Origin of the sequence: Kitasatospora putterlickiae (assembly GCF_039527695.1) — a bacterium.
Classification (GTDB): domain Bacteria; phylum Actinomycetota; class Actinomycetes; order Streptomycetales; family Streptomycetaceae; genus Kitasatospora; species Kitasatospora putterlickiae.
Genome location: NZ_BAAAKJ010000315.1, coordinates 1 through 630, shown reverse-complemented (window position 1 = coordinate 630; position 630 = coordinate 1). Strand labels below are relative to the sequence as shown.

At 80.2% G+C, this 630-nt stretch carries 1 pseudogene; it reads right to left on the bottom strand.

From position 1 onward, the window contains the following. Window positions 1-630 (bottom strand): annotated as a pseudogene (locus ABD308_RS30035) (hypothetical protein); the annotation flags it as partial.

The following is a 630-nucleotide window of genomic DNA, read 5'->3' as shown; positions in this document are numbered from 1 at the left end:
CGGCCTCGGCCTTGGCGGTGGTGACCGCGTCCCAGCCCTGCCGCTCGGCCGTGGCGGTGGTCTTCGCGGCCTCGGCGCGGGCCCGCTCCAGGGTCTGCTCGGCGCGCCCCTGGGTCTCGGCGGCCTGCTCCTTGGCCTGCTCGCGCAGCCGCTCGATCTCGGCGGCGGCGCCCGCGCGCAGCTCGTCCGCGTCGGCCTTGGCCCTGGTGAGCAGCTCCTCGGCGCTCTTCGCCGACTCCTCGATCTGCAGCACCGCCTGCCGGCGGGCCTCGCCGCGCACCCGGTCGGCCTCGGCGGCGGCCTGCGAGCGCAGCTCCTCCGCCTCGGCGCGCAGCCGGGCGGCCTCGTCCTGCATCTCCTGGATCCGCTCGCGGACCGCGGCGGCGTCGTCCAGGGCGGCGTTCTGGGCGGCCTCGACGGCGGCCCGTGCCTGCTCGCGCAGCCGCTCCGCCTCGGCGGCGGCCTCGGCGCGGATCCGGTCGGCCTCGGCGGTGGCCCCGGTGCGGGCGGCCTCGGCGTCCTGGCCGGCCCGGTCGAGCATCTCCTCGGCGGCCTTGGCGGCCTTGGCCAGGTGGGCGGCGGCCTCCTTGGCTCCGGCCGCCCGGCCGGCCTCCTCGGCCTCGCCGCGCA